The sequence below is a fragment of the Flavobacteriaceae bacterium genome, from assembly GCA_014075215.1.
In the GTDB taxonomy this organism is placed as follows: domain Bacteria; phylum Bacteroidota; class Bacteroidia; order Flavobacteriales; family Flavobacteriaceae; genus Polaribacter.
This window is the reverse complement of sequence record CP046177.1, coordinates 1516879-1542057: the sequence shown is the minus strand read 5'-3', so window position 1 is coordinate 1542057 and position 25179 is coordinate 1516879. Positions and strand designations below refer to the sequence as shown.

General features: G+C 30.5%; 23 protein-coding genes and 2 pseudogenes. 21 read left to right on the top strand and 4 right to left on the bottom strand.

The genetic code is table 11. The features are described 5' to 3' along the window. The first annotated feature begins 10 nt into the window (after positions 1-10). From GKR88_07730 to GKR88_07695, 8 genes are all read left to right on the top strand, one after another. The gene (locus GKR88_07730) at positions 11-2491 is read left to right on the top strand and encodes an N-6 DNA methylase (GenBank protein QMU64186.1); all 2481 of its coding nucleotides are present in this window, start codon (positions 11-13) and stop codon (positions 2489-2491) included. Between the two features lie 339 nt (positions 2492-2830). Beyond that, a complete protein-coding gene (locus GKR88_07725; protein ID QMU64185.1) occupies positions 2831-4252 on the top strand; it encodes a hypothetical protein in 1422 nt (473 codons plus the stop codon). Between the two features lie 64 nt (positions 4253-4316). After that, the gene (locus GKR88_07720; protein QMU64184.1) at positions 4317-4850 is read left to right on the top strand and encodes a hypothetical protein; all 534 of its coding nucleotides are present in this window, start codon (positions 4317-4319) and stop codon (positions 4848-4850) included. 4 nt (positions 4851-4854) lie between these two features. Further along, the gene (locus GKR88_07715) at positions 4855-5142 is read left to right on the top strand and encodes a nucleotidyltransferase (GenBank protein ID QMU64183.1); all 288 of its coding nucleotides are present in this window, start codon (positions 4855-4857) and stop codon (positions 5140-5142) included. A gap of 1 nt (position 5143) precedes the next feature. Next, entirely contained in the window at positions 5144-5494 is a 351-nt protein-coding gene (locus GKR88_07710; protein ID QMU64182.1) for a DUF86 domain-containing protein, read from the top strand. A 139-nt stretch (positions 5495-5633) separates the two neighbouring features. Further along, positions 5634-6614: a hypothetical protein gene (locus tag GKR88_07705; protein QMU64181.1), complete on the top strand. Its 981-nt coding sequence runs from the start codon at positions 5634-5636 to the stop codon at positions 6612-6614. Between the two features lie 171 nt (positions 6615-6785). Continuing rightward, positions 6786-7604 carry a hypothetical protein gene (locus GKR88_07700; protein ID QMU64180.1) on the top strand — a complete coding sequence of 273 codons (819 nt, stop codon included), beginning with the start codon at positions 6786-6788 and terminating at the stop codon, positions 7602-7604. 2 nt (positions 7605-7606) lie between these two features. Continuing rightward, positions 7607-8188 (top strand): GNAT family N-acetyltransferase, encoded by a 582-nt coding sequence (locus GKR88_07695; protein ID QMU64179.1) that lies wholly within the window; start codon positions 7607-7609, stop codon positions 8186-8188. A 182-nt stretch (positions 8189-8370) separates the two neighbouring features. On the opposite strand, the gene GKR88_07690 is transcribed toward GKR88_07695, so the two are convergent. Both GKR88_07690 and GKR88_07685 read right to left on the bottom strand, forming a co-directional pair. Then, entirely contained in the window at positions 8371-9228 is an 858-nt protein-coding gene (locus GKR88_07690; GenBank protein ID QMU64178.1) for an IS3 family transposase, read from the bottom strand. Continuing rightward, positions 9228-9599 (bottom strand): transposase, encoded by a 372-nt coding sequence (locus tag GKR88_07685; protein QMU64177.1) that lies wholly within the window; start codon positions 9597-9599, stop codon positions 9228-9230. Before GKR88_07685 ends, GKR88_07690 begins: the two co-directional genes overlap by 1 nt. A gap of 224 nt (positions 9600-9823) precedes the next feature. On the opposite strand from GKR88_07685, the gene GKR88_07680 reads away from it, so the two are divergent. From GKR88_07680 to GKR88_07625, 12 genes and pseudogenes are all read left to right on the top strand, one after another. Beyond that, positions 9824-10156, top strand: a complete 333-nt coding sequence (locus GKR88_07680; GenBank protein QMU64176.1) for a hypothetical protein — start codon at positions 9824-9826, stop codon at positions 10154-10156. Between the two features lie 77 nt (positions 10157-10233). Next, on the top strand, positions 10234-11046 hold the full coding sequence (locus GKR88_07675) for a GLPGLI family protein (protein ID QMU64175.1): 813 nt from the start codon (positions 10234-10236) through the stop codon (positions 11044-11046). Next, positions 11019-13708, top strand: a pseudogene (locus GKR88_07670) (TonB-dependent receptor). Before GKR88_07675 ends, GKR88_07670 begins: the two are co-directional and overlap by 28 nt. Before the next feature lie 359 nt (positions 13709-14067). Next, positions 14068-14403: a helix-turn-helix domain-containing protein gene (locus tag GKR88_07665; protein QMU64174.1), complete on the top strand. Its 336-nt coding sequence runs from the start codon at positions 14068-14070 to the stop codon at positions 14401-14403. Positions 14404-14405: 2 nt separating this feature from the next. Further along, positions 14406-17381 (top strand): N-6 DNA methylase, encoded by a 2976-nt coding sequence (locus GKR88_07660; GenBank protein QMU64173.1) that lies wholly within the window; start codon positions 14406-14408, stop codon positions 17379-17381. After that, positions 17368-18975, top strand: a complete 1608-nt coding sequence (locus GKR88_07655) for an N-6 DNA methylase (protein QMU64172.1) — start codon at positions 17368-17370, stop codon at positions 18973-18975. The genes GKR88_07660 and GKR88_07655 overlap by 14 nt, the downstream gene beginning before the upstream one ends. 28 nt (positions 18976-19003) lie before the next feature. Next, positions 19004-19711, top strand: a complete 708-nt coding sequence (locus tag GKR88_07650) for a PHP domain-containing protein (GenBank protein ID QMU64171.1) — start codon at positions 19004-19006, stop codon at positions 19709-19711. 13 nt (positions 19712-19724) lie between these two features. Then, positions 19725-21140 carry a hypothetical protein gene (locus GKR88_07645; GenBank protein QMU64170.1) on the top strand — a complete coding sequence of 472 codons (1416 nt, stop codon included), beginning with the start codon at positions 19725-19727 and terminating at the stop codon, positions 21138-21140. Continuing rightward, positions 21127-21420 (top strand): hypothetical protein, encoded by a 294-nt coding sequence (locus GKR88_07640; GenBank protein ID QMU64169.1) that lies wholly within the window; start codon positions 21127-21129, stop codon positions 21418-21420. Before GKR88_07645 ends, GKR88_07640 begins: the two co-directional genes overlap by 14 nt. A 454-nt stretch (positions 21421-21874) precedes the next feature. Continuing rightward, positions 21875-22066: a hypothetical protein gene (locus tag GKR88_07635; protein QMU64168.1), complete on the top strand. Its 192-nt coding sequence runs from the start codon at positions 21875-21877 to the stop codon at positions 22064-22066. 60 nt (positions 22067-22126) lie between these two features. Further along, on the top strand, positions 22127-22345 hold the full coding sequence (locus GKR88_07630; GenBank protein ID QMU64167.1) for a hypothetical protein: 219 nt from the start codon (positions 22127-22129) through the stop codon (positions 22343-22345). After that, a pseudogene (locus tag GKR88_07625) lies at positions 22338-22966 on the top strand (hypothetical protein). Before GKR88_07630 ends, GKR88_07625 begins: the two are co-directional and overlap by 8 nt. A 48-nt stretch (positions 22967-23014) precedes the next feature. On the opposite strand, the gene GKR88_07620 reads toward GKR88_07625, so the two are convergent. Next, positions 23015-23491: an IS3 family transposase gene (locus GKR88_07620; GenBank protein ID QMU64166.1), complete on the bottom strand. Its 477-nt coding sequence runs from the start codon at positions 23489-23491 to the stop codon at positions 23015-23017. A 314-nt stretch (positions 23492-23805) separates the two neighbouring features. Here GKR88_07620 and GKR88_07615 point away from each other — a divergent pair, with 314 nt between their 5' ends. Further along, positions 23806-24801 (top strand): transposase, encoded by a 996-nt coding sequence (locus GKR88_07615; GenBank protein QMU64165.1) that lies wholly within the window; start codon positions 23806-23808, stop codon positions 24799-24801. 25 nt (positions 24802-24826) lie between these two features. On the opposite strand, the gene GKR88_07610 is transcribed toward GKR88_07615, so the two are convergent. Continuing rightward, positions 24827-25171 carry an IS3 family transposase gene (locus GKR88_07610; protein ID QMU64164.1) on the bottom strand — a complete coding sequence of 115 codons (345 nt, stop codon included), beginning with the start codon at positions 25169-25171 and terminating at the stop codon, positions 24827-24829. Positions 25172-25179: the final 8 nt, after the last annotated feature.

The following is a 25179-nucleotide window of genomic DNA, read 5'->3' as shown; positions in this document are numbered from 1 at the left end:
GAATAATAATATGCGAACATATAATAATGAAGAAGAAATAAAAGTTCATGTAGTCTTACCATGGTTAGAAAACTTAGGGTATAAGAAAGACTGTATGGAGTTTGAGAAAACAATTAAAGTACAAGAAGGGAGAAAATCGAAGTCAATTTTTGCTGATATTGTAATATACTCTGATAAAAAGTGTGAAACTCCGATTATTGTTGTAGATACTAAAGGACCGAAAGAAATATTATCAAAAAGTGGTAGAGACCAAGTTATTAGTTATGCAAGATTACTTCCCAAAATCGCACCTATTGCAGTTTTAACAAATGGCACTAATTATCATATTTTTCAAGCACTAGATAAATCAAGGTTAAAAGAACTACCAAAACGTACAAACCTCTTAAAGGATTTTGTTAGTGCTGTTTTAAGCAAAAATATTCAAGAAGTTTTAAGAGAAGAGGCCACAAAAGAATTATTTACAATTGATGATGTTAATATATTTAAGGATTTATTGAAAAAATGTCATACGTCAATTAGAAATAATGAAGGGTATGATTCTATTCAGGCTTTTGATGAAATGTCAAAAGTGTTATTTGCCAAAATGTATGAAGAGCAATTCAACAAAGAAAGTAATCGTTTTACGTTAGAAATTTTTGACAAAACACTTGAACAACTAAAAGTTAATATTGTACAACAGCAATTTCAGGAAATTCAAAAAGCTGATGGATTTAAGGAATTATTTCCTGCCGAGACATTAATAGAACTAAAAGATAGAACTATAAGAGAAATTGTTCGAATTTTTGAGCGCTTTGATTTAACTCTAACAAATTTTGATGTAAAAGGAGAAGCCTTTGAATATTTTTTAGGAGATACATTTACAGGTGGTTTAGGTGAATTTTTTACTCCGAGGAATGTTGTTGAGTTTATTGTAGAAGCGATTTCTCCGAAAATAGGCGAAAAAATCATTGACCCATTCTGTGGTACAGGTGGATTTCTGATTTATGCATTTGAGATTGTTTCAGAGAAAATTCGCTTAAATGAGTTTTCTGATTCAGAGAAGAAAAAATGGAAAAAAGTACTTTCTGATGAATCTTTATTCGGAACAGACTGGAAATATAGAACAGCTCAATCTTGTAAAATGAACATGATTGTTCATGGTGATGGAAACACAGGTGTACATCAGGCTGATGGGTTTAAAAATATTGATGGACTAATTGAGGAAGGTAATTATGATATTTGCTTTACGAATCCACCTTTTGGAGCAAAAGAAACAGATGATAATATATTAAACAGATTTGAACTTGGTTCAGGAAGAAATAGTCAAACGAGAGAAATACTTGCGATTGAAAGATGTCTTAATTTAGTAAAAAAAGGTTCAGGAATATTAGCTATAATATTACCAGATGGAATTTTAAATGGAGACCGTAACTCTTTTGTAAGAGAGTTTTTGCATAAGGAGGCAGAATTGCTTGGCGTTATTGGATTTAACAAAGAAACTTTTGAAGGTTATAATACTGCTGTTAAAACATCGGTATTATTCCTAAAACGGAAGGAGAATAACAATGACACCTTACCAGACAAGGTTTTTATGGCTGTTTGTACTAATACTGGTTATTCAACACTAGGCCACCAAATAGCAGGAAATCAATTACCTGATATATTATTTGATTTCAGAAACTTTCTAAAAAAAGAAAAATTTGAACCAATCCATAAAAACACAAAACTTGTTTCACTAAAGAGTATTTCTGACAGAATAGATGCTGAAAGATATATTGATTACATGGAGCTTCCTGAAATTGATGATATCAATAATCTAAAGAAAGAATCAGTTGCAAAATTTGAATTCATCAATCAGGTAGGAAGCAATATTATTGATAGCATTAATCAAAACAACTTTAGTAAAAAGTACAAACCTGAAAGTTTCGAATATTATAGATTCTCTGATTTATTTGAACCAATTTCAGATAATCGTGTGTTGGAAAAGGAAAATAAATATACTCAGTTAGGCTTACATGGGAAAGGGAGAGGATTATTTAAAAGAGAAGTGAATTATGGGCATCAGATAGGTGCAAATAGACTAAATTTCGTACAAAAAGGATGGTTAGTTTATAGTAGATTATTTGCAAAAAACGGTTCATTTGGTGTAGTGAATGAGGAATTTGAGAATGGAACAGTTTCTAGTGAGTTTCCAACATTCAAATTAAAAAAACCTAAATTTGATGAAGAAATGCTTTTAGAATATATTGTATTCTATTTAATTTCTCCTCAATCAATTAATTACATTATTCGTTTAACAACTGGTTCTACAAAAGAAAGTAGAGGTCGTTTCAAAGAAAATCAATTAATGGAACTTATGATTCCAGTACCGAAGACTAAAAAGGTTTTTGAACAAATATGTAAGCCAATACTGGAGAGAAGAAAATATATAAAGAAAATAAATCAAGTTGTTGATTCTTTGGATGATGTTAGTCTGTCTCTTCAACTATCATTGCCTAATCTTGGAGAATAATGCCAGCACTTCGCATCCATACACATTGCCAAGTCGCTCAAAAAGCCAACGCACAAACCAAAACTTGTCAAAGAGTATGGCCGCCCAAACGCACGGGAAAATTGCCGACCCAAATAAAACAAAAAACAGAGCAGCTAATGAATGTAAGTGCTTGATAATGAATAAAGCCCAGCACCTAACAATGTATATAAAATATTTGGCGGATAGTGCTAATTTTGAGGTAGTTACACTTAGTGAAAATTGTAGTGGTTTGACAGGAAAGTGCTTCGAAATGCCAAACGATTTCATATACTATACGTTAGCACAAATAATAAAGAAACCGAAACCATAAAAACATAGATGAAAAAAATATTAACGATTTTCCTTCTATTGCTATCCACTTATGCAATAGCACAAGACAATAAAAAGGATTTTATAGAAGGAGAATATACTTTTCACGGGACAGTAACTAACCATGATGTAACCATAGATTATAGAGCCAAAGTAAAATATTCCGCCACGTTGTTCGGAGGAATAAAAGTGAATGCCACTATAACCGAATTTGAATTTTGGAATTTACGTTACAAAGGCAAATTGATGAGCGATGCAGTTTATAAGAAACTAGGAATAAAAACCCAGAATGGAGGTGGAATAAAACCAAACAAGAGTAGTCTTTTCAATTTTGCCACAACTATACGGTTTTTTTTCCCACCAAATTTCATTAAGGATACCTATGATGTAGAATTTGTATGGGTAGGTTGGGGAACATTTGATGAATATACCTACTTAAAAGACTCTGATGTTAAAAAAATAAGAAGTTACTTTAATATAAAGAAAGAGAACCTGGAAGATTTTTACAAACTCAGTATTTTTTTTCGTGACTTGCAAATTACTGACTTTAATATGCCCATTATTGAGGAAATAAAAACTGCTATGGACGAAGAAATAGCTGACAAAAAAGACAAGATACGAAAGCTAGAGGAACTTAAAAAACTCTATCCAAATGAGAAATTAAATTTAAGCCAACTGAACCGAAAAGTAAGCCTCTTACGCGATGTTATAGACCAAGGCTATACCAACTGCTATGGCTACCACACCTGCCACCGTGCATTAGCCAATGCCCAAAACGAGATAGCAGAACGTGAGAAAAAAGGCGAGAAAGAAGACAAAACCGAAGAAAAAGAAGCTGTAGCCGAAAAGGAAGAAGATAGCAAAAATGACGGCAAAAACACCGAAGAACAGCAACGCCTTGCCCAAGAGCAAAAACGCAAACAAGCAGAAGCCCAACGCAAAGCCACCGAAGCCAAGAAAAAAGCCGAACAACAACGCCGTGCTGTAGCTGAAAGGAAACGAAAAAAAGAAGCTAAACGGAAAGTGAAGGAGAAAGAAACATTTATCTATTACGTTTTCTCATTAGTATCTGGTCAAAAAATCGAATATGGTGGAGGAGATATCTATTACATCTACACTAAAATTCAAAAAATTAAAAGCCCAAAAATAATCAAAATTCATAGCTGTAGTGGGAGGTATAGTATGGATGATTATGGGTGTACAAGTGCATTCGAACCAATTATAAATGATGAACGTCCTTACTATCATAGAGATATACGAGAAAAATACAATCTTATTAAGACTTTCCGTTTTAGAACAGACGTTTACATATTTTCTTCATTTGAAAAAGCAAAATTTTATAGAAAAAAATGGACTGCTAATAATAAATACGGTGTTAAAATAGAAGATAATGAATATGAACTAGTATTCTACAAAAATAGACTTAGATAAGAAAAGGCGAGGTAATGGAAACTAGAATGAGACTTGATTATTAACAATTAAGATTTATAGAATTATGGCAGAAGAAAGAAATAACATTGTAAAACAGTTAAGTTCATTAGTGGTACTTTTAACTTCTATTGTGGCATTAGGAACAAGTATAAGGAGTTGTGATACTGCTGATAGCAATAAAGAAGAAATAAATGAGATAAAAGGAATTTATGAAAAAGCGGAAAAAATTAAGGAATCATTTAATATATTATATCCACAAAATGGTTCAACTGTTGGGGTGAACGTTAAGGTTTTTGGAGCATATATCGGAAATTTGAACGAATTAAAGAACCATAAATTATGGTTAGTTTTAGGGTTAGACAATTCAAAATATTCAATAATGGAAGGAGCAATAAATATTAGTGCAAATCAAAAGTGGTATCACGATAATGTTAATATAGGCTACAATGATGGTACTAAACTTAAATTGATGATTGTTTTAACAGGAGAAGAAGGAACCAAATGGATTGAAGGGATGGAAGGTGTTTTTTCGGAATTACACCCTGATGCTCAAATAGTTGATTATATTGATATAATTAAGAATACTAAAACCCAATAAACCTATGACTACAAACACCATACTACAAAAACTCAACGAACTTAAACCTTATTTGGAAAAGGAATTTTCAGTCAAGGAAATTGGCATATTTGGCTCTTTTGCTAATAATACCTTTCGTAGAGATAGCGATATAGATATTTTGATAGAATTAGAAAAGCCCATCGGTTGGAGGTTTTTCACTTTAGAAATGTATTTAGAAAAAGCATTTGGCAGGAAAATAGATTTGGTTACCAAACCTGCTCTTAAAAAGCAACTAAAAGAACAAATTTTAGCACAGGTACAATACGTTTAATATGAAAAGAGAAAAACGGGCATACAAATTGTATTTAGAAGATATTCAAACAGCTATGGAACGTATTGCCGAATACATAAGCGATTATTCTTTTGATCAATTTAAAAAAGATTACAAAACCGTAGATGCAGTTATCCGCAATTTTGAAATTATCGGCGAAGCATCTAAAAACTTACCTAATAGCATCAAAGAAAAATATACTGATGTGCCTTGGCAGGAAATGTATTTGTTGAGAAACAAAGTATCGCATGAATATTTTGGTATAGATTACGCCATTATTTGGGACATTGCCACCAACTATTTACCAGAAAACAAATCACAAATAGACAAAATTATAGAGGATGAAAAATAATAAGATAACATTTATAGTTTTAATATTTATCATTTTACTCACTTCCTGTAACTTTAATTAGCAAGATTATAGTGGAGTATGGATAGACAGTAAAACGCAACAAAATGCTATTTTCATTGAAAAACAAGAATCGGACTATTTGGTAACTGATAAAGAAAAAGAATTTCAGGCAGTTATGAGTGAGGGCATGTTGGTTCTTTCACTTAATCCGTCAATCAAGGCAAAATTAGATAAAGTAGATAATTTAGATATTGAGGGAAATAAATTTATTCGCTTAGAAAACTCTAAGCTGTTCAAAAAACTGCATTCAGACACCCTGTTTTCAGAAGGCTTAGCAAAAGTGTGGTTCAATAATAAATATGGTTTTATCAATCAAAAAGGAAAATTTATAGTCTCACTACAATACGATGATGCAGGAGTTTTTTACGATAGCTTAGCACGAGTAAGGCAAAATGGAAAATGGGGATTTATTGACCTTAAAGGAAAAATAGTTATTCCATTAAAATATGAAGCCGTCTCATTTTTTTCAGAAGGTTTGGCAGGTGTAAAGATGAATAATGAATGGTTTATCATTAATAAGAAAGGAGAAATATCCCAAGAAGAAAAAGAAAGATTAGAGAAAAAGAAAAAACGAGCGAAAGAGGTGGCAGAGAAAAAGGAAAAAGGAAGTTTTAAAAAACTTCTACTCAATAATGTATCTCAAGGTTCGTTTGATTATGGAGTACCTTGGAGAACACATTTAAAAGGAAAATGGGGATTTATTGATTCTAAAGGAAATATTATTATTCCGCTTAAATATAATGATGTAGATGTTTTTCGTGAGGGGCTATCAAGCGCAAAATTAGGTGATAAGTGGGGGTTAATTAATGAAATCGGTAAAATTATCGTTCCATTCAAATATGACAGCATAGTAAGATCTATACATTTAACTATAAATGGGGATTTATCAGCAACAAAATTAAATGAAAAATGGGGCTATATCAATGAGAAAGGCTCAATCATTATACCTTTTAAGTATCAATCGGCAGGCCCTTTTTATGATGATAAGGCTTATGTTATTCAGAACGGAAAGAATTTTCGTATAAATGCTAAAGGGGAGTGTATCAAAGATTGCGATTAAAAAGAAAAAATTACTTGTGCTAACATGGTATAAACATAATAAGGGCTAAAAGTCAAAACCAAAGTTAGTTTTGTATTTGCAAAAGTAGTTTTTAAATCGAAACTAATAACTTGTTAACCCCTTACTATGCTTATACCCAACCGTTGGGCAACATTAAAAAACAGATAACATATGTTTGACAAATTATTTGGAAAATCACAAAACGAAACTAAGAGTGTTCATTGTGAAGTAAAAGGAACTGAAACCACAATAGAAAACACTGTAGCTTTGGTTAAAATTGATGGAGTAATTGCATTGAAAAATTTCAATAATCCTTCCGTTGATTTTGACAGTAAAGAAATCCAATCAATGGATAAACCACCTTTAAAATTCTATTCTGAATTGGTAGTCCCTGAAGGTTTAAAGCCTGTCTTTGGTCGAATGTTTTCAATCATAAATGATGAAGATGAGATTGAACATTCAACGGCAATTATGTCGGAAGAAGGAAAAAAAATCTACTCGGGTCAGAAATTATTTCCTCTAATGGAGCATATTAAAAATGGTGTTGAATTACTACAAATACCACCTTCTATGTTCTTTGCAGTAGTTGACACAGAAGTTTCATTAAAAAATAAATCTTGTGAAAATTGGCATACAGATTTTAAAGGTTTAGGAAGGAAATATAGATATAAAAAAATATTTGATGAAAAAAGAGAACGCCAAACATTCGGAATGCCGGGAATCCTGATGCCAGGTTATGATGTGGCAGTTGGAGATTGCTCTCAAAAGAATCCAAATGGCACAGGATATATGTATAAGACAGATGGTTCTTTTAAACCAATTGAATTGTGTTGCAATGAGAGTGCTGTCTCGTTTTGTAAAAAGAACAAAGCAATCGTCTACTACAATGATTTTTTAAATAACGGCAAACTGCGAGTTTTAACACCTGAAACGGAAAGCATAAACCGAAATTTGCAGAATTCTTATCTGTTTCGTTCCTCAAATATTTAGCAATGCAAAAGCTTTTAACCGACAATTTGACTCTACGAGAAATAAAAGCAAAAGACGTTTTTGGTTATTCCGAACTATTTGCTGATAAAGAAACAATGGACTTATTTGGCGGCCCAACCGTAAACAATGATTTAGAGATCTCTGATGTTATAGCAACAAAAAGAAAAGAATATGAAAATGGGACTGCATTATTTTGGACAATAACAGAGACAGAAGAAAGGGAATTTATTGGTTTTGTAAGACTAATGAGCTACAATAGTTACTATTTTGATGCAAGTTTCTCTTCTATGGGAGAGCTTAGAAATAGTCCTGAATTATTGAATTACATAGACAAAGAAAATGGTTGGGAAATAGATTATGCACTATTAAAAGAGTTTAGGAACAATGGGTTTATGACCGAAGCGCTTTCAGCCGTACTTGACTATTGCAAAACTAATTCAATTCGTGTGATTTATGCAAAAGTGAATAGTATGGAAAATAAGGCAACCACAGCAGTATTGTTAAAAAATGACTTTGTCGAACACTTACCACAAGCTAATCAAAAAGGTGGTTTAGGAATGATTTATAAATGGGAAAATAAATAACGATTGCCCAACATTGGCTATACGTAATGCGGGTGAATGTGCTGATATGAAAGTAATTACATTAAATAAACTAAATACTAAACGGAAAGTGAAGTGCCTTGAAATCCCGCACTACGCATAGCCAAACCGTTGGTAGCCATTTTGTCTCGTCCTAAAATAGGGCTACAGTTAATTATTAAAATTTATGCTACATTTTTGTGCACGTAATTAGGTGTTTTATAATCTAAAGATAAATGTAATCTTTTATTATTATATAATTTGATTGCATTTTTTGTTGCTTTTTTGGCGTGATTGATATTTGTAAATGTTTGGTCGAGGAAGAATTCATCTTTTAAAATTCCGTTAACTCTTTCGGCCATTGCGTTTTCGTAGCAATGATTTTCTTGGGTCATACTGATTTGTATCTTTTTTCTTTTCAAAATTTGAGTATAAACATTGCTACAATATTGTATTCCTCTATCAGAATGATGTATGATTTCTTCGGTATTTTTAGTTTGATAAATAGCTTTATTTAAAGCTCTAACACAGCCTTTAAGTTCTAAACTATCACTAATATCATAGCCTACTATTTTTCTTGAATACATATCAGTAATAAGTGCTAAATAACAAAATCCATTTATAGTTCTTATATAGGTAATATCCGAAGCCCAAACTTGGTTAGGTCTATTAATGATCAGGTCTTTTATGATATTTTTATATTTATAAAAACGATGGTAAGAGTTGGTTGTTTTAGAAGAATATTTTTTCCTTCTAATTAACAAATTATTTTCTTTTAAGATTCTAAATAACTGGTCTCTACCTATATTTATATTCTGTTTCCTAAAATCATTATGTAAGGATTTCATTAGCTTTCTAGTACCTTCTCTGGGTAATGTTTTCCTGCTTTTTTTAACAAGCATTATTACATTTTGTTCTATTTGTTTTTTAAGAACAAACCTTTTTTGATATTTGTAATAAGCATCTCTTTTTAACTCGAAAGCATTACAAATAGTAGCGATGGCGTACCTTCTTTTTTTTCTATTAATCGGTGCTATTTTCATTAAGGCTTTATGTTTAAGTTTTTTTTTAATTCTTCAACATTTTTATAGCCAAGATTTTCAGCAGCTACTTCAAGATAACTATCATTCACAAGTTTATCTAGATCCTTTTTAATAAGAAGATCTTTGAGTTGTTTTAGCTCTTTTTGAAGGGCTTTAATACGGGATAATTCGTCGTCTGTTTGCACGGTTACACGGGTGTTCATTAAATCTTTACGGTCATATTTTTTAATCCATACGTTTATCGTACTAGATTGTATGCCGTAAGTTAAGGCAATTTGTCTTTTGGAATGGTTTCCTTTGGTAAGTTCTGCTAATACTTTGAGTTTAAAACTCTCACTATAACGTCTTACATATCCATCATTTTTATACATATACTTGTTGTTTTTTGTATACATATTTCAGGACGGGTCATTTGGACACCGAACCAGAGCAATTTAAAGACCATCCGACTTACGGAATTAAAAGAAAAAAATGTGAATTGACTCTCTGAAAGTGAAGAATGAAAACCTAAAAAGTCCAAACTGTGGAAAGACCACATGCAGAATAAGGGCCAATTAAATTGTTCTGCAAAATTTAACCTTTAAATTATTTCATTATGAAAAAATTATTTTTATCATTAGTATTACTACTAACCGTTTCATTTGCCTTTGCAACAAATGATGTAGAAAAAGTTTCAACAGTTGATATTACAACAGTTGATATTACAACAGTTGAATTGACCAATTTTGTAGAATTAGAAAATGCTGATTTTACAAAGGAGAACGATGTGACTTATACTGTTTCTTCTGAAGAAGATGCAAGTTGTGGGTTTACTTTGACAATATCAGATGGTAATTTTTCTTGGACAACTGAAATTGATTGTAGCGGATGGGATGATAATACTTGGGATGGTTTTATACAAGACATACTTGACTGGTTAGCAGAGTAAACAAATGTTTTATGAACTCACAAAAAGAATGTAATATTTAATTTTGTGAGTTCATTTTGTTCTTAAATTCTAAAAAAATGAAAAAAAAATTAAACTTAATAACATTTATAATATTGTTAAATGCCTTTTTATCTTTTTCTCAAAAAAATGTTACTACAGGATATATAGAATATGAAATGACTTTTCCAAATGTAGGAAATCCTTCTGAAGAATTGGGTACATTAATCTTTAATGATTCTATTAGTTTATTTACGTATAGAAAAGAAGGATATAATAAAAAGTTAAACTCATCTTCTAATTATAATGAAAATGAAAATGGGAATATGGTAATTAAAGCAAAAAAAGAAGATAAATTTGGAAGTATTATTTTTAGAAATTTTAGAAATAAAAATATCACTTTCAGATTAGTAACTTCTAAATTTTATACTTCAAAATTAGTTAAAGATAATTGGGTGAATTTCAACTGGGAAATTAAAAATAAATACAAAAAGATAGGTACGTTTAATTGTCAAATGGCAGAAGGTAAGTTTAGGGGAAGAATTTATACTGCTTGGTTTACAAATGAAATAGCGTTATCTTATGGCCCATGGAAGTTGTTTGGTCTGCCAGGATTAATAATCGAAGCTTCTGATGAAGATAATGATTTTAAAGCAAAACTTCGTTATATAAAATATCCTAAATTAATATCTAAAGAGCAATTTAAACAACCAACTAATGGAGAGAAATTAACTATTAAAGAATTTGCAACTTTTCAAAAAAATATTCCGAAAATAGCAGAAGAAAAAATTAAATCAAAATTTCCAAGAGGTATAAAAATGAAATTTAGCAAGCTAAAAACTAATTTTATTGAAAAAACATTTGAATGGGAAACAGAAAAAGAGAAAAACTAAAGTGGTTTTTAAGTGTATTTTTAATATTTCTGTTTTCAACATCAGTTTTTGCACAAGTAAAAATTAATGGTTTTGTAAAAGACATTATAAATGCAAAAGGAGTATTTGCAAACGTAGTTTTAAAAACAAGTATTGACAATTCAATAATAACGTATGCTATAACAAATAATGATGGTAGTTATCTATTAAAAACAGACAAGATAGGGGAATTTAATTTGATTTTCTCTGCGCTGTCTTTTGGAACAAAGAAAATCCCATTAACAATAAAAGGAACAGAAAAAACAATCAATATTGATGTTTCATTAAATTCTAAAACAGTTAAACTAGATGAAGTTATTATACAAACGAGTAAGCCGATTACGGTAAAAAAAGACACCATTGTTTTTAATGTAAAATCCTTTTTACAAGGTAACGAACAAGTAGTGGAGGATTTACTAAAAAAAATACCAGGATTAACAGTAGAGACTGATGGCACTATAAAAGTAAGCAATAAAGAAGTAGAGAAAGTAATGGTAGATGGCGATGATTTTTTTGAAAGAGGCTATAAAATTCTAACGAAAAATATGCCACCAAACCAAATAGAAAAAGTAGAATTATTACAACGATATTCAAACAATAAACTACTTAAAAATGTTGAAGAAAGCGATAAAGTTGCTTTAAATCTTGTATTAAAAGAAGATGCAAAAAGAGTTTGGTTTGGAAACATTAATTTAGGTTATGATGTTACATTAAATAACAGATACAAAATTAGTAGTAATTTAATGAATTTCGGCAAGAAAAATAAATATTATTTTCTCGCTAATTTTAACAATGTTGGTTATAATGCCACAGGCGATATTAATCATTTAATTCGTCCTTTTCGCTATGGCGAACCAGCAAGTATTGGCGACAATCAAAGCGTAAATACATTAATCAACTTAAACTCTTTTACACCAAACTTTAAAACATCAAGAACCAATTTTAATAATACAGAATTGGCATCATTAAATGCAATTTTTACCTTATCTAAAAAAGTAAAGCTAAAAACACTTGGTTTTTTTAATTGGGATGAAAATGATTTTTTTAGAAATTCCGTTCAAAATTTTAACATTAACGGAATAAAATTTACTAACACCGACGATTTTGTATTGCGGAAAAAGAAATTTATAGGTTTCGGAAAAATAGATTTAACCTATGATATTTCAATAACTAAAATGCTTGAAGTCACAACGAAATATAACAATCAAGATACTGAAAACACAAGTAATTTGAATTTTAATAGCCAACAAACAGTTGAAAGTTTAAACGACAGAAACACCTTATTTGACCAAAAAATAAGCTACACAAACAAATTTAAAGAAAACAAAGTTTTCCTGTTTACAGGACGATATATAAACGAAAAAATACCACAAAACTATACAATTAATCAATTCTTCTATCAAGATTTGTTTCCAAGTAATTCAAACGCAAACAATGTATCACAACTAAGCGAAACCAAATGCAATTTGCAGGTGTAAACGCACACCTGTTAAACCGTAAAGAAAACGGTCATTTATTAGAACTTCAATTAGGTAATGAATATAGAAAGGACGCACTATCAACTACATTTTCACTTTCAGAAGATGAGATGGTTTTGGAACAACCTAACGGTTATCAAAACCAAACGAACTATCAAGTTAACGATTTATATTTTAAAAGTAAATACCGTTTAAAAATAAAAGATTTTGGACTTACAGGAAAATTAGACTTTCATCAACTTTTTAATCAAATAGAAAACAACAATACTACATCCAATCAAAATCCATTCTTTATAAATCCGAGTATTGGTTTCGACTGGAAAATAAACGACAAGAACAAAATTATTTCTTCATATTCGCACAACACCACAAATGCGAAAATAATTGATGTTTACAGCGATTTTGTGTTGACGGGATTTCGCTCTTTTTCAAAAGGCACAGGAAATTTTAATCAGTTAGATGCATCAAGTTTGGTTTTTAATTACCAATTAGGAAATTGGAGCGACAGATTTTTTGCCAATACATTTCTGCTTTACAGCAAAAATCACGATTTCTTTTCTACAAATACCTTAATAGAACAAAACTACACACAGGCTGAAAAAATTCTAATTAAAGACCGAGAATTTATAAGTATTAATTCAAAATTAGATTATTACTTTAAGTTTATCTCATCAAATCTAAAATTAGACTTAGGTTATTCACAAAGTGAATTTAAAAACATTGTTAATAATTCTAATTTAAGACAAGTAACCTCAAACAATTACAATTATGGACTTGAATTACGTTCTGGTTTTAGTGGCATTTTCAATTATCATATTGGCACAAAATGGAATACAATAGAAATAGAAACCACCATTAATAATTCATTTACAGACAATGTAAGTTTTTTAGATTTATCATTTGTATTTAATAAAAAATTGGATTTTCAATTACAAACGGAACGATACTACTTTGGAAATTTACAAACCGATAATATCTATTATTTTTTAGATTTTGACTTAAGATATAAACTCATTGAAAACAAATTGACTTTGGGACTTAAAGGCAAAAACCTTTTCAATACCGAAAGGTTTAAGAACTTCTCAGTTAGCGACATAGGAACATCAACGACTCAATACAGATTATTACCAAGATTTGTACTTTTGAAAATGGAATATAGATTTTAAAAAACGAATGAATTAAAACGGCTACCAACAACGTATAAGCATAATAAGGGTTAAAAGCCCCGAACCAAATGTGATTTTATGTTTGTTCAGGTCATTTCTATACTGAAATTAACAACTTACCAATCCCTTACTATGCTTATACAAGACCGTTACCCACCATTAGAGAAAATCCACCGCACGGTCAAGCACATTTGGTTTTTGCCAACACCCAAAGCCCTCGCTAAAAAACCAAAAGAGCTTGACCTTCCCCACCACCACTCGAATAAAAATAATCTGAATAAAGTAAAGCAAATTGATAATCTTTTATTAATTTTGGACAATTAATGTCCTGAAATAATTTCAAGAACAAAAACAGAAAGATGACAGTCAAAGAATCATTTGGAGAACACATCAAAAGACTGAGGGAAGAACATAAACTACCACTTAGAAAAGTTGCGTCCGTGTTAGACCTTGACCCTTCAACACTGAGTAAGATAGAAAGAGGAGAAAGAACGGCAAACAAAGAAATGTTGCCAATACTTGCGGAATTATTCAGTGAAAATGAAAAAGAATTAAGTTTAATTCTTTTTAGCGACAAAGTCGCTTATCAACTTATGGAAGAAGAAAATCCCAATGAAATATTGAAAGTCGCAGAAGAAAAAATACAATACTTAAAAAACAAGAACGCTAAACAAGGTTCACTTAATCTTAAATAATTATGACAGTTAAAGACCTTGTTAGAAAATATCATTCCGACAGAGAAACATACCTTAAACCGAGTTATAACGAAACGCAACTTAGGACTGATTTCTTAGACCCTTTTTTTGAATTACTTGGTTGGGACATTACAAATTCAAAAGGAAAACCAACCAATGAACGTGAAGTTTTAGTTGAAGAAGGTTTAAAAGCAGATGCTACCGCAAACACAAAAAAACCTGATTACACTTTCAGACTTTTTTCTGAACGAAAATTCTTTTTAGAAGCAAAAAAACCAAATGTAAAAATTGAAAAAGATAACGAACCTGCAAAACAGGTTCGTAGATATGGGTTTACAGCAAAACTGAAAATATCAGTTTTATCAAACTTTGAATATTTAGCAATCTACGATTGCTCTCAAAAAGTTGAAAAGGACGATTCAGTAACGAAATCAAGAATAAATATTTATCACTACAAAGAATATGAGTCTGCTTTTGATGAAATCAAAAAACAACTAAGCCACCAAGTAGTTTACACAGGAGAATTTGATGAAACTTGGAAAGACATTGAAGAACAACTTAAATTATCAAGTGTTGATAGTCTTTTCCTATCTCAAATAAACGATTGGAGAATTACTCTTGGAAAAGAAATCTATTTCCACAAACCAACTATTTCAATTGAAGAACTTAATGATATTGTTCAATCATACATAAACAGCATTATCTTTTTGCGAGTATGTGAAGACAGAAATTTAGAAGCTTACAAAACACTTTTAAACTTTGCTGATAAAAATGATTTCAATTCGTTAATCAAAAAATTTAAAGAAGCAGACAAAAAGTATAACGCAGGACTTTTTAATCATCCATTAACAGACGAAATAATCTCAAATAATAGTTCTGCTTTTTGGACTATAATTGAGCATTTGTACTTCCCTGAAAGCAGTTACTCCTTTTCAGTATTCTCTTCTGACATTTTAGGAAATATCTATGAAATATTTTTGGGAGAGCAATTAATCATTGAGGATGCTGAAATATTAATCAAAAAGAAGCCTGAAAATATTGACAGAGACATTGTTACAACACCAACATTTATCATCCAAGATATTTTACGCCAAACGGTCGTCAAACATTGTGAAGGTAAAACAGACAAGGAAATTTTAAATTCTTCTTTTGCCGATATTGCTTGTGGTTCAGGTGCATTTTTATTAGAAACATACCAATTATTACAAGATATTTTAGTCGATTATTATTTAAAGAATGACCCTAAAAAATTAATCCAAACATCAATAAAGACTTTCAAACTTCCATTTGAAATTAAAAAGAAAATATTAGAAAATTGCATCTACGGAATTGATAAAGACTACAATGCTGTAGAAGCTTGTAAGTTTGGGCTTCTTCTTAAACTACTTGAAAATGAAGATAATTTAACCATTTCATCACCAGCACTTCCAAACCTTAAAAACATTCATTTTGGCAATAGTTTAATTAGTCATTCGATAGCCCCTAAAAAGGATCAAAACGAAATCAATCCTTTTGATTTTGGAAAAACAAAGTTTGACGTAATAATTGGTAACCCTCCATATTTGGCTACCGAACATATGAAGCAATTTACACCTTTAGAATTGCCTTTATATAAAAAACATTACTCATCATCTTACAAACAATTAGACAAATACTTTCTGTTCATTGAAAGAGGTTTAGACCTATTAAAACCAAAAGGCCATTTCGGTTATATCGTACCAAGTAAATTCACAAAAGTTGGAGCAGGTAAAAAGTTAAGAGAATTGCTTGTTTCAAATAAATCTATAGAACAAATTATCTCATTTGGAGCAAATCAAGTCTTTCAAGATAAAACAACTTATACCTGTTTGTTAATTCTTAAAAATGACAAACAAAAGGAACTAAACTACTTAGAAGTTGATTCATTAAAAAAATGGAAGACAAGAAAAGTCAATGATGAACATTTTGACTCTGTAACATTTGATGAACTTGAAAAAAACAATTGGCTTCTTGTTCCAAGCATATTAAAACCAGTTTTCAAGTCTATAAATAAACAATCCAAAACATTAGAAGACTTAATTGGTTCTGATAATATTTACAATGGAATTCAAACAAGTGCCAACAATATTTACATTCATACCAAAACAAAAGAAGATAAAAAATACATCTATTTTTCTAAAGATGGCATTGATTGGAAAGTAGAAAAGGTATTAACAAGACCATATTACAAAACTTCAAGTGGTGATGATAACCTCAATACTTATCGCCCTTTTAGTCCAAATACTTTTGTTATTTACCCATATTTAAAAACAAAAAAAGGAATCGAATTTGTTGAAATTGACAAATTAAAAACCAACTATCCTAATTTGTTTTCATTTCTAAATCATTATAAAAGCAAATTAGATAATTCAAAGAGAGACATAAAACCAACACCTACAACAGCAAACGAATGGTATCGTTTTGGAAGACATCAAAGTCTTGATAAATGTGATGTTCCCGCTAAAATTATTGTTGGAGTTTTGGCACAGGGTAATAAATATGCAATTGATTACTTTGGAACTCTAATTTCATCAGGAGGAACAGCAGGGTATTGTATGATTACTTTACCTGACGATTTCGCTTACTCAATTTACTATATCCAAGCTCTTTTAAATTCTAAGTACTTAGAATGGTTTTCTGCGTTAATCGGAGAAGTCTTTAGAGGCGGATATATTGCAAGAGGAACTAAAGTCTTAAAGAATCTACCAATTAGAGTTATTGATTTTGATAACAAAACAGATAAAGCAATACACGATAAAATTACTTCAATTCAGAAAGGATTAATTGATATTCAAGGTCAAATTGACAAGAACAAAGGAAACAACAGAAAGTTGATTCCTCTACAACGTCAATTTGATAGCCAAAAGAATGAATTAGACCAGACACTCAACACATTATTTAACTTAGGAGAAAGCGACAACCTTATTCCTCTAATTTCAAAATTATATGCAACTAATTAAAAACGCATCTAAGGAAAAATTAAGGGGTGGTTTTTACACTCCTGAACCAATTGCATCATTTATTTTAAAATGGGCTTTTAATGGCAACAAAGAATTAGACATTCTTGAACCAAGTTGTGGTGATGGTGTTTTCTTAGAAGAAATTCAGAAAGGAAATTACGAATACAATTCTGTTACAGGAATTGAATTTGATGGAATTGAAGCTGAAAAATCAGCAAAAATTGGGTTAGATAAATCCAAAATTATCAATTCTGATTTTCACGATTTCTGTATCAATACAAAACAGAAATTTGACTTAATAATTGGTAACCCTCCATACATTCGATACCAATATTTCGATAAAGAACAGCAAAAATTTGCTTCGGATATTTTCGGGAAAGCAAAGTTAAAATATTCTAAACTTACCAATGCTTGGGTTTCTTTTGTTGTGGGATCTTCCTTACTGCTAAAAGAAGAAGGGAAAATTGGTTTCGTACTTCCTGCTGAAATACTACAAGTTTCTTATGCACAACCTTTAAGAGAGTTTTTAGGTCAGTTCTATAACAAAATAAACATTGTTTCTTTTGAAAAATTGGTGTTTCCAGATATTCAACAAGAAGTCGTTTTACTGTTATGCGAGAAAAACAATTCTAAAACGCATTTAATTGAACATTTAGAATTGCGAGATGCGGAAGAACTTCAAAAATTAGATGTGTCGAAACTTAAAAACCCAAAGAAAAAGATAGATTTCAAATCAAACAAATGGACTTTCTATTTCCTTGACCAAAAAGAAATTGATTTTTTAGAACGACTTCAAACAAAAAAGATAATCCCTCAATTAGGTAATTATGCAAAAGTTGAAGTAGGGATAACAACAGGTTCAAATCCATTTTTTACTGTACCGCTTTCGACCGTGCAATTTTACAATTTGGAAAAATATGCAAAGCCATTAGTTGGTAGAAGTGTACAAGTTCCGAGTGCAATTTTCACTGAAAAAGATTGGCAAAAAAACAGAGATTCAGAAGCAAGAACACACTTCTTATCTTTTCCGAAAATCAAAGATTTAAACGGTTCGATTGGTGCAAGAGATTATATAGCTTGGGGAGAAGAAGCAGAAATAAACAAAGGATATAAATGTAGAATCAGGGATGAATGGCAAATCGTGCCATCACAACGAATTTCTGATGCTTTATTTATTCGTAGAAACAACAAGTATCCAAAGCTGATAATTAATGAAGCCAAAGCATATACAACGGACACAATGCACCGAGTAACCGTAAAAGAAAATGTAGAAATAAACGCATTAACAGCAAGTTATTACAACTCACTTTCTTTTGCTTTTTCTGAAATTTGCGGAAGAAGTCACGGTGGTGGAGTTTTAGAACTAATGCCTAATGAAGTAGAACGAATTCTTTTACCATACAATGAAAATAATGCAGAATTATTACCAGTAATCAATAAAATGATTCGAGATAAAAAAGATATTTCTGAATTACTAAAAATCACGAATGAAAAAATATTGAAAGAAAATTTCGGACTGACAGATTCAGAAATTGAGTTGGCAGATAGCATTTGGAAGAAGTTATCTAACAGAAGATTGAATAGAGGCAAATAGACATAGAATTTCCATCAATAGTTTAGAAATGAGGATTGACATTCATACACATACAAAAAAAATAAAACAAGGTGATTCTGAACACCGAAACATTGATGTTGAAAAATTTACAGAAATCATCAAGGAAACTGATGTTAAAATTTTAGCAATCACTAATCATAATCATTTTGACCTCGAACAGTACACACAATTTAAAACCAGTGTTGATGGAATTTGTCAAATATGGGTAGGAATAGAATTTGACATTCTTGAAGAAGAACGAAGAGCACACTTAATTACAATCGTAAGCCCTAAAAATGCACAATCTTTTAGTGATAAAGTAAAAGAAGTTATTGGAACAACTTCTGTTGACACATTTACAATTAACATAGAAAATGTTGTAAACAATTTTGATAGTCTTGATGCGATTTTCATTGCTCACTATCACTCAAAGAAACCAAACCTAACAGACAAAGATTTAGATAAACTTGAAAGTTTGGTTTCTAATCCAAAAAGAGTTTTAAAAGAAGCTTCAAACTCTGTTTCAGCAGGAATTTACATCAATCACGGACACAATTCCATTCACGGTTCAGATGTTCAAAATTGGGATAATTATACTAAAAATTCCACGAGTTTACCTGAATTAAGGTTACCTGTTGAAAGCTTTGAACAATTTTGTTTGTTATTGGATAAAGATGACGCAACTATCAAAACAATTCTAAACAAAAGAAACTATCCAAATAAATCCGTTCAATAGTGCAGCAGAAATAATGGATGTTGATATTTACAATGACATCAATATTCTGTTTGGCTCAAAAGGGACAGGAAAAACAGATATTCTAAAAGCACTTTCAAAATATTATAATGGTAAAGGATTTAAAACAGAAGTTTACGAATCAAACACAAATAAAATAGATGAAGTTTTTGATCTTAAAGGCACAGAACTAACCATTGATATTGAGCAATTTGGAATTGATGATTGTTCCACAGAGTTAGCTTCTTTAATAAATGCTACCGAAAAGGAAATAACAAGTTTATCGAAATATGGAGATTACTATTCCGCAGATGCAAAGAACAAAATCTCAAAAAATATAAAAATTGACAAATTCACTACTCTTGATGAAAATTCACCTAAAAGAAGTTTTGAAGATGTCAAAAATAATTTAAAGAAATTTCAGGAGTTCAAGGATTATTATACCGCAGATACGAAACTGAAAGAAGTTATCGGTGATGACCTTTTAAATGAATTGGACAATGTTATTGAAAGGATTTTAGAAAAAATAAATTCTGAATCGGGAAAACGATTTACTGACTATAAAAGTATCAGTTTCTTTAATAAGTTGGTAAAACTCTTTGTTTCTGAAATTTCCAAAAAGACAGGACAACCTGAAAAACCGACAAAAACAGGTTTTGCTGAGTATGCAAGTAATAGAATTTCTATTGAGAAAGATGTAAATAAGATTCTTGAAAATGTTTCAAAAACAATTGACCCGATTGTTGAAGAAGTCGGCAATTTGGGAGATAAAGGGAAATTGTATTGTAAAACCAATTTATTAATACAAAACGGAAAAATTTCTGATGCTAAATACAAACACACAAATAGCACAACGAAAATTCCACAAAAATCAGTTGCAGATAAAATAGAACTCATTTCAAAGCATATTTATGCAAATACTTTGTTTGAAAAAATAGATGAACTTAAAAACGTTGAGAGTTCTGAATCTGTTTCATCAATTAATGATTTATTGCTTTTTTATAAGCATTTTACATTAGATAATGAATTTTATACACCTTCTAATGGTGAATCATCAATGGTTCTTTTGCACAACGAATTGATGAAAGATAAAGAAATTTATCTCATTGACGAGCCTGAAAAAAGTTTAGGAAATGACTACATAAGTGATGTAATTGTTCCTTTGATAAAGGAAAAAACCAAAAGTGGTAAAAGAGTTATTATCGCAACACACGATGCAAATATTGCTGTTAGGACATTGCCTTACAACTCTATTTATCGTGAACACGATATTAATGGCTATTACACCTATTCGGGAAATCCATTTTCTAACAGTTTAGTTTGTAGTTCGGGAAAGAAACCCAATTTGGATTGGAAATCAATTAGTATGAAAACATTAGAAGGCGGAAAATCCGCTTTCGGTGAAAGAGGAAAAATATATGGCAACACATAACGCAACAATTGAAAGGAAAGACAATAATGCAATCTTAAAACTTGCACTTGGTGAAACTCAATTAGACATTGTGCTTACAGAGGACAAACCTAATGACGTAAAAACTGTTTTCAACAAGCTGTTAGAAGAACTAAAAAGTGGTGAATTTGACTTCAATTTAACAGATGAGAAAGAGGACTTGTATTTCCATATTTGCAAAGAATACATAACACAACTTAACGCAGAACTGAAAAGCACCTATAAAGAGTTACAAGACAACGGACTATTGAAAACGGAATAAATGCCAATGCTAAAAGTCATACACATTGCCAAGTCGCTCAAAAGCCAACCGCACGAGCCAAAACTTGTCAAAGAGTATGCCTTTGCCAACGCAACAAAAAAGAATAAAAACGGTGGGTAACACTGTATATAGCCAATAGGGCGTTTGGTAGGTAATCAAAGTTTAGCGGTTTTAACAAAGTCCACCAAGCTAAAATTTATGATATTAAAAAGAGAATTAAATATAAAAATGTTTAGCTTGGTTAAGTGCAAAACTGAAAGTGAAGTGCTTTCTACTGCCCTACTTGCCATATACTAAACGTTGACAACAAGGCTTGAAAAATAACAACGGTTAAAAAAGGGCTGACCACCCAAAGTGACAAACAAAACAAAAGGTGAAGAAATTGCTATACCCATTCACAATTTCTGAACCTAATTTTTAACTTTGAATGGTATAACTTAAAAATCATTTTATTATGAAATCATTAGATTTAAATCAAATGGAACAAATAGACGGAGGTGGATGGTTATCTTGCAGTTTAGCATTAATAGGTGCTGGAGTAACTATTGCTGCCATAACAGCTTCAACTGCTGGTGTTGGTGCCGCTATCGGCTTTAGCATTATGCCTTCAGTAGTATTACTTGCCTGTTCAGATGCAGATGCTTAATTAACTTTATCAAATGGAGGAAGAAAATCTTCCTCCATTTGATTATTTAAATTATTAATTATGAAACCATTTTTGAATAAAGATTTACCAAGTTTTTTATATGTAATAAGTATTTTTATATTCGGCTGCTTTTTAGCTATACTAATTGAAGGGAAAATTGATGGAAGTATATATATTAAAGAAGAAGTAGCAATGTATTTAGGTATGACAGCTATGTTTTTTACTGCTTTAAGCATGTATAAAACAATTAAGAAAAAGAACAGCAAACTTAATGAGTAACAAAGGTTTATTTTTAATTTTAGGCCTTGCTCATTTAAGTTTAGGTTTTTTATCAAAAGAATTTTTAAATACTGATACATTGATAATTAATTCACTATCTGAACAATTATCAATTGAACAATTAAATAGTATCATTGATTTTAGAGAAAAGTGGCAATGGTTGGGTTATTTTTTTGCACCATTGCTACTTCTAATAAAAACAGTCATTATAGCAGCTATTTTAGACGCTGGCTGTTTCTTTTTCGATAAAGAAATCAACTACAAAAACTCTTTAATATTGTAGTTAAAGCAGAGTTTATATTCTTATTAGTCATCATATTTAAAACTGCTTGGTTTTATTTCTTCCAAACTAGATATAATTTAGAAGATTTACAATATTTCTATCCATTGTCTGCTTTAAATATTATAGGTTATGAGGGTTTAGAACCTTGGTTTATTTATCCGCTTCAAGTGCTTAATCTATTTGAATTAGCTTATTGGTTTATTATAGCCTTTTTACTTAATAAAGAAATTAATGATACAGAATCCACAAAAGGTTTACAAATAGTGGTAAGTAGTTATGGAGTAAGTCTTTTAATTTGGGTAGTGGGTGTAATGTTCTTCACTTTAAATATGAGTTAGTTATGCGTAAAAAAATAATGGATATGCAACAAAAAATGGTACAAAAAGTTAAGCTACATTTTTGATTTGATATAATTTTTCAAATTCGATGATATTTTTGTAACCAAGAGCAGAATGTCTTCTGTATCTGTTGTACCAAGTTTCTATGTATTCAAAGACTTTAATTTGAAGACTTTTGTTGGATATAAACTTATTGTCTATCATTAGTTCTGTTTTGATTGTTTTAAAAAAAGATTCAGCTACTGCATTATCCCAACAGTTTCCTTTTCTACTCATACTGGGTGTTACATGATAACTTTTAAGGATATTAACAAACGCATGAGATGCGTATTGTACACCTCGATCAGAATGAAAAATCATACCTTCACAAGGCATTCTGTTGTTTACAGCCATTCTCCATGCAGCAATGATAGTTTGTCTTGCTTTGAGTCCATTGCTCAAAGACCAACCAATGACTTTACGATCAAACAGGTCAATAATTACCGTTAAGTACAGCCATCCTTGTGCAGGCTTTAAATAGGTAATATCAGAAACCCATTTCTGTGCAGCAGCCTTTAGATTAGCAAATAGAAATAATTACTTAAAATAAAAACATAATAGTTATGATGAAATTTCTTTTTTTGCTTCTTTTTTTCTTTGTTAATAACTCTTATTTTGTTGATAACCAAAAACACAAAAGAACGGAGTGAACTTTAGCGGCCAGCTAGCTTTTTAGAGCCATCCCCCGTATTAGTCTCCGTTCTTTTTAAAAGTTACTTAGAACCATATAGAATTTCAGTTTCTGCCCTTATTAAAGGTCTTAGTTTAAGTAACTATTATTAATATCTAATTACAAAATTATGAAAACAAATGAAATTATCGGAATCGATGTCAGTAAATTATTAATTGATGTTTGTATCTATTCTAAACAAATTGTTCAACAGTTTGAGAACAGTAAATCTGGATTTAAATTAATGCTAAAGTGGAGTTTTAAAAATTCGTCTTTCTCTAAAGAAGAAACCATGTTTGTATTTGAACATACAGGAATGTACTCTCATTTATTATCTGTGTCTTTAACTGAACAAAAATTATCTTTTTTCATAGCTTCTGGTTTAGAAATTAAAAGATCTATTGGTATTGCTCGTGGAAAGGATGACCAAATTGATGCCAAACGCATTGCTCTATATGGGTATCGATTAAAAGAAGAACTTAAACCCAGTAAGCTACCTAAAAGAAGTATATTACAACTAAAAAGTCTCTTATCTTTAAGGACAAAACTTAACAAACAAAGAGCTGGTTTTAAAGTTACTTTGAAAGAACAAAAAAGAATTTATAAAGCAAAAGAGTATAAAATAATCTTTGACGTTCAACAAAAAATGATTGCAGAACTAACCAAACAAATACACAAGATTAATACTCAAATGCAAGCTATTATTGACCAAAATATAATGTTAAAAGAAACCTATAAACTTGTTACTAGTGTTAAAGGTATAGGAATGCAAACTGCTATAATGATGATTGTGTTTACTGACAATTTTTCAAAATTTGAAAACTGGAGAAAGTTTGCCTCTTATTGTGGTGTTGCTCCTTTTCCTTACCAATCTGGAACTAGTATTAAAGGACGTACAAAAGTCTCTCATTTGGCTAATAAAAAATTGAAAGCAATTATTAATATGTGCGCTATTTCTGCTATACAACATAACCCAGAAATGAAATTATACTATCATAAAAGAATAAAACAAGGCAAAAGTAAAATGAGTACCGTTAACATTATTAGAAACAAATTAATAGCAAGAGTGTTTGCCGTTGTCAAACGACAAACACCCTATGTAGATACTTTTAAATTTGCTGCATAAATTAGTAAAAATAATATCTCAACTTTTACTTGTTTTTATCATAGAATACGGTAGCTTTAAAATCTCTATCCAATACATTATCAGCTACTGGATATTGATGCTTAGAATCTGTCGTGACAACAAATTTCTTTTTACGAACTGCTTTAATCCCGTGTTTTTTCATCAATCGTGCTACCCTAGACCTAGATACTTTAAACCCTTTAGCTTTGAGTTCCTCTGTAATTCTAGGACTTCCATAAGTAGATTTACTTCGCTCACAGATACGGTGAATCTCAGAGAGTAGCATACGATTTTTTCCATCTCTATCTGATGGAACATAATTCTTACTCCTGTAATAACTGTTTCTACTAATTTTAAAAATTTTACACATCTTCCCAA

Excerpts from the sequence above, each read along its gene's own strand:
- GKR88_07730 (QMU64186.1), top strand. The coding sequence starts at position 11 with ATGCGAACATATAATAATGAAGAAGAAATAAAAGTTCATGTAGTCTTA.
- GKR88_07725 (QMU64185.1), top strand. The coding sequence starts at position 2,831 with ATGAAAAAAATATTAACGATTTTCCTTCTATTGCTATCCACTTATGCA.
- GKR88_07720 (QMU64184.1), top strand. The coding sequence starts at position 4,317 with ATGGCAGAAGAAAGAAATAACATTGTAAAACAGTTAAGTTCATTAGTG.
- GKR88_07715 (QMU64183.1), top strand. The coding sequence starts at position 4,855 with ATGACTACAAACACCATACTACAAAAACTCAACGAACTTAAACCTTAT.
- GKR88_07710 (QMU64182.1), top strand. The coding sequence starts at position 5,144 with ATGAAAAGAGAAAAACGGGCATACAAATTGTATTTAGAAGATATTCAA.
- GKR88_07700 (QMU64180.1), top strand. The coding sequence starts at position 6,786 with ATGTTTGACAAATTATTTGGAAAATCACAAAACGAAACTAAGAGTGTT.
- GKR88_07695 (QMU64179.1), top strand. The coding sequence starts at position 7,607 with ATGCAAAAGCTTTTAACCGACAATTTGACTCTACGAGAAATAAAAGCA.
- GKR88_07690 (QMU64178.1), bottom strand. The coding sequence starts at position 9,228 with ATGAAAATAGCACCGATTAATAGAAAAAAAAGAAGGTACGCCATCGCT.
- GKR88_07685 (QMU64177.1), bottom strand. The coding sequence starts at position 9,599 with ATGTATAAAAATGATGGATATGTAAGACGTTATAGTGAGAGTTTTAAA.
- GKR88_07680 (QMU64176.1), top strand. The coding sequence starts at position 9,824 with ATGAAAAAATTATTTTTATCATTAGTATTACTACTAACCGTTTCATTT.
- GKR88_07675 (QMU64175.1), top strand. The coding sequence starts at position 10,234 with ATGAAAAAAAAATTAAACTTAATAACATTTATAATATTGTTAAATGCC.
- GKR88_07665 (QMU64174.1), top strand. The coding sequence starts at position 14,068 with ATGACAGTCAAAGAATCATTTGGAGAACACATCAAAAGACTGAGGGAA.
- GKR88_07660 (QMU64173.1), top strand. The coding sequence starts at position 14,406 with ATGACAGTTAAAGACCTTGTTAGAAAATATCATTCCGACAGAGAAACA.
- GKR88_07655 (QMU64172.1), top strand. The coding sequence starts at position 17,368 with ATGCAACTAATTAAAAACGCATCTAAGGAAAAATTAAGGGGTGGTTTT.
- GKR88_07650 (QMU64171.1), top strand. The coding sequence starts at position 19,004 with ATGAGGATTGACATTCATACACATACAAAAAAAATAAAACAAGGTGAT.
- GKR88_07645 (QMU64170.1), top strand. The coding sequence starts at position 19,725 with ATGGATGTTGATATTTACAATGACATCAATATTCTGTTTGGCTCAAAA.
- GKR88_07640 (QMU64169.1), top strand. The coding sequence starts at position 21,127 with ATGGCAACACATAACGCAACAATTGAAAGGAAAGACAATAATGCAATC.
- GKR88_07635 (QMU64168.1), top strand. The coding sequence starts at position 21,875 with ATGAAATCATTAGATTTAAATCAAATGGAACAAATAGACGGAGGTGGA.
- GKR88_07630 (QMU64167.1), top strand. The coding sequence starts at position 22,127 with ATGAAACCATTTTTGAATAAAGATTTACCAAGTTTTTTATATGTAATA.
- GKR88_07615 (QMU64165.1), top strand. The coding sequence starts at position 23,806 with ATGAAAACAAATGAAATTATCGGAATCGATGTCAGTAAATTATTAATT.
- GKR88_07610 (QMU64164.1), bottom strand. The coding sequence starts at position 25,171 with ATGTGTAAAATTTTTAAAATTAGTAGAAACAGTTATTACAGGAGTAAG.